The organism is Sinorhizobium sp. BJ1 (assembly GCF_002531555.1).
Lineage (GTDB): Bacteria > Pseudomonadota > Alphaproteobacteria > Rhizobiales > Rhizobiaceae > Sinorhizobium > Sinorhizobium fredii_B.
The window spans coordinates 176,727-185,925 of record NZ_NWTH01000015.1 but is presented as its reverse complement, the minus strand read 5'-3'; the positions used below and the strand labels follow the sequence as shown (position 1 = coordinate 185,925).

10 protein-coding genes are annotated in these 9,199 nt (G+C 63.3%); 4 read left to right on the top strand and 6 right to left on the bottom strand.

Annotation, left to right across the window (positions count from 1 at the left end; all coding sequences use genetic code 11):
- Positions 1–280 precede the first annotated feature (280 nt).
- Together CO676_RS19480 and CO676_RS19475 are read left to right on the top strand one after the other, a co-directional pair.
- Complete coding sequence (locus CO676_RS19480) at positions 281–625, top strand: hypothetical protein (RefSeq protein WP_014766134.1); 345 nt, start codon at positions 281–283, stop codon at positions 623–625.
- A gap of 63 nt (positions 626–688) precedes the next feature.
- The gene (locus tag CO676_RS19475; RefSeq protein WP_097522277.1) at positions 689–880 is read left to right on the top strand and encodes a hypothetical protein; all 192 of its coding nucleotides are present in this window, start codon (positions 689–691) and stop codon (positions 878–880) included.
- Positions 881–946: 66 nt separating this feature from the next.
- Here CO676_RS19475 and CO676_RS19470 read toward each other — a convergent pair whose 3' ends face one another.
- Both CO676_RS19470 and CO676_RS19465 read right to left on the bottom strand, forming a co-directional pair.
- Positions 947–1,222, bottom strand: coding sequence for a hypothetical protein (locus CO676_RS19470; protein WP_014766136.1), 276 nt, complete (start codon positions 1,220–1,222; stop codon positions 947–949).
- A 319-nt stretch (positions 1,223–1,541) separates the two neighbouring features.
- Complete coding sequence (locus CO676_RS19465; protein WP_144340156.1) at positions 1,542–1,985, bottom strand: META domain-containing protein; 444 nt, start codon at positions 1,983–1,985, stop codon at positions 1,542–1,544.
- Between the two features lie 162 nt (positions 1,986–2,147).
- Between CO676_RS19465 and dxr the strand changes: the two genes are divergently transcribed.
- The gene (gene dxr, locus CO676_RS19460) at positions 2,148–3,323 is read left to right on the top strand and encodes a 1-deoxy-D-xylulose-5-phosphate reductoisomerase (protein WP_097522276.1); all 1,176 of its coding nucleotides are present in this window, start codon (positions 2,148–2,150) and stop codon (positions 3,321–3,323) included.
- Positions 3,324–3,344: 21 nt separating this feature from the next.
- Here the strand turns inward: dxr and hemA are convergent, their stop codons facing one another.
- From hemA to CO676_RS19440, 4 genes are all read right to left on the bottom strand, one after another.
- On the bottom strand, positions 3,345–4,559 hold the full coding sequence (hemA, locus tag CO676_RS19455) for a 5-aminolevulinate synthase (protein WP_014766139.1): 1,215 nt from the start codon (positions 4,557–4,559) through the stop codon (positions 3,345–3,347).
- Positions 4,560–4,768: 209 nt separating this feature from the next.
- Entirely contained in the window at positions 4,769–5,566 is a 798-nt protein-coding gene (locus CO676_RS19450; protein WP_097522275.1) for a xanthine dehydrogenase family protein subunit M, read from the bottom strand.
- A gap of 15 nt (positions 5,567–5,581) precedes the next feature.
- Complete coding sequence (locus CO676_RS19445) at positions 5,582–7,927, bottom strand: xanthine dehydrogenase family protein molybdopterin-binding subunit (protein ID WP_097522274.1); 2,346 nt, start codon at positions 7,925–7,927, stop codon at positions 5,582–5,584.
- Positions 7,928–7,979: 52 nt separating this feature from the next.
- Positions 7,980–8,468, bottom strand: a complete 489-nt coding sequence (locus CO676_RS19440; RefSeq protein WP_014766142.1) for a (2Fe-2S)-binding protein — start codon at positions 8,466–8,468, stop codon at positions 7,980–7,982.
- Positions 8,469–8,896: 428 nt separating this feature from the next.
- Here CO676_RS19440 and CO676_RS19435 point away from each other — a divergent pair, with 428 nt between their 5' ends.
- A complete protein-coding gene (locus CO676_RS19435; protein WP_014766143.1) occupies positions 8,897–9,148 on the top strand; it encodes a YMGG-like glycine zipper-containing protein in 252 nt (83 codons plus the stop codon).
- Positions 9,149–9,199 lie beyond the last annotated feature (51 nt).

The following is a 9,199-nucleotide window of genomic DNA, read 5'->3' as shown; positions in this document are numbered from 1 at the left end:
CAATTCGAAAGGCCCTCCGTCGAAAGCGCAGGCGTCAACGCGCGGGGAAAATAGCGCTTACTCTGTTCATAGCTGCAGGCTCGATCAATAGAGAACATCATCGGCTTTCCGCACGGTGAAACCAGTCGGCGGGATTGCCATCTCCCTCCGCTGTGCCCAACGTCTCGACACTCCAGAGGTTCCGACGTGGGCGTCACCGCAAAGCCGCTTTTTGCACCAGAACCAGATCGGGAACAAACGCCCCGCGAGTCGGTTGTTCTGACGGCAGAAAGGAACAAGCATGTCCAAGTTGCACAAGAGCAACCCTGCACAGGTGCGGGGGGACATCCAGCACGGAAGGACCGGCGACAAGAAGCCGGGCTTCGATCCGGCCGCAGCGCCGCTTGAAACCGACGGCGAGGCGGCGGGCACTCCGCTCAGCGCGGAGGCAACGCAAAAAGCCCGGGCAGCGCAGCTTCATGGCGCACCAACTTTGTCGACCGAATTCGGCGATGCGATGCGCCCCTTCGCCACGGCCGAACCCGGTCAGTCCTCCAGGCCGCAGTTGGGACTGTCGCTGCTGATCTCAGGCGTCGTGCTCGCGGCAACCGTTCTGGTCTACGCTATCGCCGCCGATTGGGTGTGACGCCGGTTGGAGACGCCCCTCCTGCCGCAATGGAGACAACGAGGCGAACCGAAGGAGTTTCGAATGCCTGATCCTCGCCCCGATAGAAGAAACCCGCTCCCGGAACTGTCCGCCCGGGAAGAGGCGCTTTACCTGCGCCGGTCTTCGACACGCTTTCTCGAATGTGCCATTCACCTCTGTGCCACGCACATGACGCTTGAAGAGGTGGCCGAGCTGCTCGAGAAGGAAGCGGAGCAGCTGAGGCGGTTTGGCTAATCGCATCGCGTGGTCGTCAACGACTCACAGCGCAAGGAAGAGCGCCGGTGACGTTGACTGCATGCTTCAGTCGAAGATGGCCCCTTTTGCGCCCTCGTATTCCCGCGCGAGGGTTTCAATGGCGGCAGACGCCTCTTTGAAACTCCATCCGGCCTCTTCGGCCCTATGCGCCAGAGCGACCAGATCGCCGGTCATTTCTCCGCCGATGGCCGCAACAATGCTGTCCTGGGACGCTGCAGCAAGGTCCGCGACGGCCGGCCTCAGAGCGGCAATACAGTCTGCCTGCCGGCCCGGATAGTCGGCGTCTCGCTGCGGACGGGAAATCGCCTGTGAGTCCTCCATGTCTCTCTCCTTCGCGTTCAATCTGGATCCCTCTTGCAACGGAGGGAGTAATGATCGGTTTCCGCGAATTGTTCCTGCGGCGGTGGTCCACCGCTGTTATTCGGCGATGATCCGGAACACTCGAGCATGCAGAAAGGCTGCCGAACTATGAGGTGGAGTGCTGGGCGAGCAAGCCGGCTTCGCTTTCCCAGGTTCCGGAACAATTTTCTGCGTGGCGAATTATCTAGGCATCGCCCCACAGATGGGAGCGACAATCAAGTCCCCCACCTTCGCTGTAGGCAGTGTCCGCATCTGCGGGCACTGCTGGGATGTTTGCCGGCTAACGGGTAATGCCCGACGAGGTTGGCTGTGCCGAGGTAAGGCGCATGACAGACGCGCCGTCCGGTCCCGTCAGAGTAAGCGTCGCGCCATCCACTTTCCAGGTGAGCTCTTTTTTCAGCGTGCCGAGGAATCTCTGCTCCTGCTCCATTATGGCGGGGGCGCAGATGGTGCGCCCTGCTTCGACCGAGCCGAAGGCGATGGTTCGTTCCGATAGGCTGAGCACGCCGGTGAACATGTTGCAGCCACCCATGCCGCCATAAGTACCGTCCTCGCGGATATCGAGAACCGCCTCCGGGTCGCCGATAGCTCCGCCATCGCCGACGTCCTCGGCGCGCCAGGAGCCGATCAGTTCCCCCGGCACGTTCATCGCAGCGACGGGGCGCACGGAGGCAAGTTCGATCAGGACGCAGGCACAGGATGCGACCGACAGGGCATTGAGCATCGAAACTCCTGATGCGAATCGGCACGGCATTGTCGCCGCGCCGATCGTTACTCCAGCGGTGCTGCATGGAGAAGAGCGGCCGCATCTACCCTTGTTGCCGGCCGCTTTCGGCTGTAGAGCCTATCTAAATCGTTCAAACAAGAAGAATACGGGATTTTGGCAATGGCATCCGGCGACGAAGGCAAGCGCCGTCTGACGATCCTGGGCTCCACCGGGTCGATCGGAACCAACACGCTCGACGTCGTCGCCCGGGTCGGCGGGCGCGACCGCTTCGAAATCGCCGCTTTGACCGGAAACGGCAACATACCGCTTCTCGCCGACCAGGCGCGACGGATGAGTGCGGAACTGGCGGTCACCGCCGACGAACACCGCTATGGCGAACTCAAGGATGCACTTTCCGGCAGCGGTATCGAAGTCGCCGCCGGGCGGAGCGGCCTGATCGAGGCGGCCGAACGCGATGCCGGTTGGGTGATGGCGGCAATCGTCGGCAATGCGGGGCTCGGCCCCACCCTTGCAGCCGCCCGCCGTGGTGCCGACATCGCGCTTGCCAACAAGGAATGTCTTGTCTCCGCCGGCAGCCTGTTCATTGAGGCCGTCGCCAGGGGTGGCGGCCGGCTGCTGCCCGTCGACAGCGAGCACAACGCGATCTTCCAGGTGCTGGAGAACGATCAGCGCCATGCCGTCGAGCGCGTCGTCCTGACGGCCTCCGGCGGCCCGTTCCGCACCAAGTCCCTCGAGGAGATGCGGCATGTGACGGCCGACATCGCCCGCGCCCATCCGAACTGGTCGATGGGGCTGAAGATCTCGATCGACAGCGCCTCGATGTTCAACAAGGCGCTGGAAATGATCGAAGCACGCCATCTCTTCCGGCTGCGCCCCGACCAGATCGAGGTGATCGTCCATCCGCAGTCGGTCATCCACTCGATGGTCGGCTACAGCGACGGATCGGTGCTGGCGCAGCTCGGCTGCCCCGACATGCGCACGGCGATCGGCTATGCCCTATCCTATCCGAAGCGCTGCGACCTGCCGATCGAGCGGCTCGACTTCGCCAAGCTTGCCCGGCTTGATTTCGAGGCACCGGACGAGGTCCGCTTCCCGGCTTTGCGCCTGGCGCGGCGCGCCATGGAGGCGGGCGGCAGCCAGGGTGCGGTGTTGAACGGCGCCAAGGAAACCGCCCTCGAGGCCTTCATCAAGGGCCGCATCGGCTTTCTTGCCATGGCGGAGATCGTCGAAGAGGTGATGGACAGCCTCTGCGACTTGCCGGCTGCTGTGACCATGGACGATGTCTTCGCAGCGGATGAAAAAGCCCGGCAGACGGCTGCCGGGCTGATCAGTTAACAGAATTCGGTTCGTCGCACCTTACGCGACAGCCCTCGCCAGCGCACAGCGCGACCACAGGGAATGCAGGGCGCTGACCAGATGGTCGATATCGGCATCCGAATGCAGCGGCGTCGGCGTGATGCGCAGCCGTTCGGTCTTCTTTGCCACCGTCGGATAGTTGATCGGCTGGACATAGACGCCGAAATTGTCGAGCAGCAGGTCGGAGATCCACTTGCACTTGGCCGCATCGCCAACGATCACCGGGACGATATGGCTCGGATTGACCATGTGCGGGATGCCGCGCTGGTCGAGCAGCGAGCGCAGCCGACGCACGCGCTCCTGATGGGCGAAGCGCTCGAGCTGGCTTTCCTTGAGATGCCGGATCGAGGCGAGCGCGCCGGCGGCCAGTGCCGGCGGCAAGGCGGTCGTGAAGATGAAGCCGGAGGCGAAGGAGCGGATGAAGTCGCAGAGCGCGGCCGAACCGGTGATGTAACCGCCCATGACGCCGAAGGCCTTGCCGAGCGTACCCTCGATCACCGTCAGCCGGTGCATCAGACCCTCGCGCTCGGCGATGCCGCCGCCGCGCGGACCGTACATGCCGACCGCATGGACCTCGTCGAGATAGGTCATCGCCCCGTATTTGTCGGCGAGATCGCAGAACTCCTTGATCGGCGCGATGTCGCCATCCATCGAATAGACCGACTCAAAGGCGATGATTTTTGGCGCACGCGGATCAGCGGCGGCGAGCTTGGCTTCAAGATCGGCCACCGAATTGTGCTTGAAAATGACCCGCTCGCATTTCGAATGACGAATCCCCTCGATCATCGAAGCGTGATTCCCGGCGTCCGAGAAGACGATAACGCCAGGAATCTTCGAACAGAGCGTGCCGAGCGCCGCCCAGTTGGAGACATAGCCGGAGGTGAAAAGCAGCGCCGATTCCTTGCCGTGCAGATCGGCAAGCTCGCGCTCGAGCAGGACGTGGTAGTGATTGGTGCCGGAGATGTTGCGGGTTCCGCCGGCGCCGGCGCCGCATTCGTCGATCGCCTGCTTCATCGCTTCGGTGACGATCGGCGACTGGCCCATGCCGAGATAATCATTCGAGCACCAGACCGTGACCTCCTGGGAGCCGTCGGCCGTATAGCGCGTCGCCTTGGGGAATTCACCGCGGTGGCGGGCGAGATCGGCAAAAACCCGATAGCGGCCTTCCTGGTGCAGCCCGTCCAGCTCGATCTTGAAGAAACTCTCGAAATCCATCATCAACTCCAGTGCCTTGCCGTCTTTTTTCCTTCAAAGCGACCAGGGGTCAACCCCGGAACGGCCCCCACGCCTGCGGCAAAAGGCCCTTAGTTTTGAACTATTCCAAAACAGCTAACGCAACTCAATCCCTTCAACTTTGATCGAAGTCAAGCAATTGTGACAAAGGACGGCCGCAGCCGCCCTTTTTCACGACTTAAGTAGGCCCCTCAGGCCGCAGCCACCGCGCGCTTCGTCATAACCTTGACGAGGTTGGCGCGGTACGCCGCGCTGGCGTGAAGGTCTGTCAGCAAATCCGAGGCATCGACCGTCACATTCGCCACCGCATCCGGCGACCACTTGGCGGAAAGCGCCGCCTCGAGGCCCGGATGGCGGAAGACGCCGCTCGAGCCCGCCCCGGTCACCGCGACACGGACACCGCCATTGTCGCGCCCGGCCACAAAGACGCCGGCCATGGCATAGCGCGAGGCCGGATTGGCAAACTTCTGGTAGGCCGCCTTCGCCGGCGCGTCGAAGCGGACCGCGGTGATGATTTCGCCCTCCTCCAGCGCAGTTTCGAAGAGACCCGTGAAGAAGTCGCCCGCCTTGATCTCGCGCCTGTCGGTGACGATCGTCGCGTCGAGCCCGAGCATCGCGGCCGGGTAGTCGGCCGCCGGGTCATTGTTGGCGATGGAGCCGCCGATCGTGCCCATATGGCGCACCGCGGGATCGCCGATGTGACTGGCGAGGCCGCAGAGCGCGGGGCAGACGGCCCGCAATTCGGCCGAGGTGGCGACCTCCTCATGCGTGGTCGCAGCGCCGATCCGGACCGAGCGGCCATCGACGGTGATCCCCTTCATCTCCGCAATGTGGCGGAGATCGACAAGGTCGCTCGGCGCGGCGAGCCGCAGCCGCATCGTCGCGATGAGCGTCATACCGCCGGAGAGATATTTACCCTCGGTCGCGGCCGCCATCATTTGCACTGCCTCCTGGACCGAGGAGGCTCTGTGATAGTTCGTCTGGTACATCTCGGTTCCTCCCGGTCAGTTGGCGGCGTGAGCGGCTGCCCAGACTTTTTCCGCCGTCGCCGGCATGGTCAGTTGATTGTTGCCGATCGCGTCGGTGATCGCGTTGATCAAGGCCGGCGGCGAGCCGATCGCGCCTGCCTCGCCGCAACCCTTGATGCCGAGCGGATTGTTCGGACAGGGCGTGTTCGAGGTCGACACCTTGAAGGACGGCACGTCGTCGGCGCGCGGCATGGCGTAGTCCAGGTAGCTCGCCGTCAGCAGTTGACCGCTGTCGTCATAAGTGACCCCCTCGAGCAGCGCCTGGCCGATGCCCTGCGCCAGGCCGCCATGCACCTGGCCCTCGACGATCATCGGATTGATGATGTTGCCGAAATCGTCGGCTGCGACGAACTGGACGACCTTCGTCCGGCCCGTCTCCGGATCGACCTCCACCTCGCAGATGTAGCAGCCGGCGGGGAAGGTGAAGTTGGCCGGATCGTAGAAGGCGCTCTCCTTCAGTCCGGGCTCGAGGCCGGGTGGTAGGTTGTGGGCGGTATAGGCCGCAAGCGCCATCTGGAACCAGGGGACCGACTTGTCGGTGCCGGCGACCTTCAGCGCGCCGTCTTCGATGAGGATATCGCTCTCGTCCGCCTCCATCAGATGCGCGGCGATCTTCTTCGCCTTGGCCTCGACCTTGTCCAGCGCCTTGGCGAGAGCCGACATGCCGACCGCACCGGATCGCGAACCGTAGGTGCCCATGCCCATCTGCACCTTGTCGGTGTCGCCATGCACGATGTTGATGCTGTCGATCGGCAAGCCGAGTCGGTCGGCAACGAGCTGGGCGAAGGTCGTCTCGTGACCTTGGCCGTGGCTATGCGAGCCGGTCATCACCTCGATGGTGCCGACCATGTTGACCTTGACCTCGGCCGACTCCCACAAGCCGACCCCGGCACCGAGCGATCCGACGGCCGCCGAGGGCGCAAGTCCGCAGGCCTCGATATAACAGCTCATGCCGATGCCGCGTTTCATTCCGCGCTGTTCGGCCTCGGCCTTGCGTGCCGCGAAACCGTTCCAGTCGGAGGCCGCCATCGCCGCGTCGAGCGAGGCTTCATAGTCGCCGGCATCGTAATTCATGATGACCGGCGTCTGGTGCGGGAAGGAGCGGATAAAATTAGTGCGACGGAGCTCGGCCGGCGAGATGCCGAGCTCACGCGCCGCCGTCTCCATTGTCCGCTCGAGAAGATAGGTCGCCTCCGGACGGCCGGCGCCGCGATAGGCATCGACCGGAACGGTATTGGTATAGACGGTGCGGACGTTGGCGTGGATCGCCGGGATATCGTATTGCCCGGAAAGCAGCGTCGCATAGAGATAAGTCGGCACACAGGAAGAGAAGAGCGACATGTAGGCGCCGAGATTGGAGATAGTGTCGACCTTCAGCGCGGTGATCCGGTTGCCGGCGTCAAAGGCCATCTTCACGGTCGAGACGTGATCGCGGCCGTGGGCGTCGGTGAGGAAGGCTTCGGTGCGGTCGCACGTCCACTTCACCGGCACGCCGGTCCGTTTCGAAGCCCAGAGACAGACGATCTCCTCCGGATAGATGTAGATCTTCGAGCCGAAGCCGCCGCCGACGTCGGGCGCGATCACCCTCAACTTGTTTTCCGGCGCGACATTGTAGAAGGCGCTCATCACCAGCCGCGCCAGATGCGGATTCTGGCTGGTCGTGTAGCAGGTGTAATGTTCGTCGCCGGCATCGTATATCCCGAGCGTCGCGCGCGGTTCCATCGGATTGGGCGCCAGACGGTTGTTGAAGATTTTCAGCTCCGTCACATGCGCCGCGGCCGCAAGCGCCCGATCGACCGCGCCGGCATCGCCGAGCTCCCAATCGAAGATCAGGTTGTTCGGCGCTTCGGGATGAAGCTGCGGCTGGCCGTCGGCGAGCGCCTGGACCGGATCGGTGACGACCGGCAGGAAGTCGTAATCGACGACGACCGCTTCCGCCGCATCGCGCGCCTCGGCGACACTGTCGGCGACGACGATCGCGACGGCGTCGCCGACGTAGCGCACCGTCTTGTCGGCAAGCGGCCGCCAGGCGCCCATCTTCATCGCCGAGCCGTCCTTGGAGTGGATCATCCAGCCGCAGATCAGGTTGCCGATCCCGTCGGCGAGCAATTGCTTGCCATCGAGCACGTCGATGACGCCGGGCATCGCCTTGGCTTCCGTCGCCTCGATCCCGACGATGGTCGCGTGCGCATGCGGACTGCGCACGAAAACCGCATGCTTCATGCCGGGCACCGACATGTCGTCCGTGTAGCGTCCCTTGCCGGTCAGGAACCGCCTGTCTTCTTTGCGCGCCACACGCGCGCCGATGCCATCAACTCCCATTGCCTATCTCCTCCCGAGACATTCAGCTGGATTGGTTCGAGCAGTCTGCCACTCATTCCGCGGCCTGGCGCACGCCGCCCATTTCATGGGCTGCGGCGAGGATCGCCTTGACGATGTTGTGGTAGCCGGTGCAGCGACAGATATTGCCCTCGAGTTCGGAACGCACCGTCGCCTCGTCGAGATCGCTGCCGTGACGTCGGATCATGTCGACCGCCGTCATTACCATCCCGGGCGTGCAGAACCCGCATTGCAGGCCGTGATGCGCCTTGAAGGCCGCCTGCACCGGATGGAGCTCGCCGTTTTGCGCCAGCCCCTCGATGGTCGTGATCGACGACCCCGCTGCCTGTGCGGCAAGGATCGAACAGCTCTTCACCGACTGGCCATCCATATGGACGACGCAAGCGCCGCACTGCGACGTGTCACAGCCGACATGCGTACCGGTCAGTCCGAGATTTTCGCGGATAAAGTGCACCAGCAGCGTCCGGTCCTCACAGACACCGCTCACCTGGCGGCCGTTAACCGTCATTGTTATTTTCGCCATTTCGCTCCTCCGGGGTCGGTCCGTACCAAGGCGAGCGCGGCTTCAAATCGGGTGAGATACGTTCACGCGACTGAAAGTACGCGCCATGATATCAATGCCCTTTGCCAGCGGCCCGCTCCTCCCGGACCGATTGGCGACGTTGTATCATTTGTTTTTTTTCCGAATGTCGCAACCGTCTCGGCCGCAGAAGGGCAAAAAAATGCGATCTGGCATGTAACGCCGGAGACAGCGCCTTCATCTTCTGTTCAGGAAGGATCGCATTATCTTGCAGCCGGACGATCTCGCCGCCTCCAGTGGACTTTCCTGGGCGGCGGGGTATTTTCCGCATTGCAAGTTCAAGTGGAGGGACGCGGGCTGCGTCTCGCCACCATTACTGAAGAGACGGACGAAGCGGTAGGCTGACATCCGTAGAGATCGGAGAGGACAATATGAAGAAAGCCATCGCACTTGTTCTGGTCGCCCTGTCGGTCGCAAGCTGCACGCAGACGGAAAAGGGTGCCGGCATCGGCGCGGCGTCGGGCGCGATCATCGGCGGCGCCATCACCAACGACGTGCGCGGCGCGGCCGTCGGCGCCGCCATCGGCGGTGTTTCCGGCGCCGTGATCGGCAATGTCACCGAACAGCCGGGCCAGTGCTACTATCGCGACCGCTACGGCCGCCGCTACATCGACCGTTGCTGATTGCTGCGGCAATCATCAGACAGACGGCCCCGGAGCGATCCGGGGCTTTTT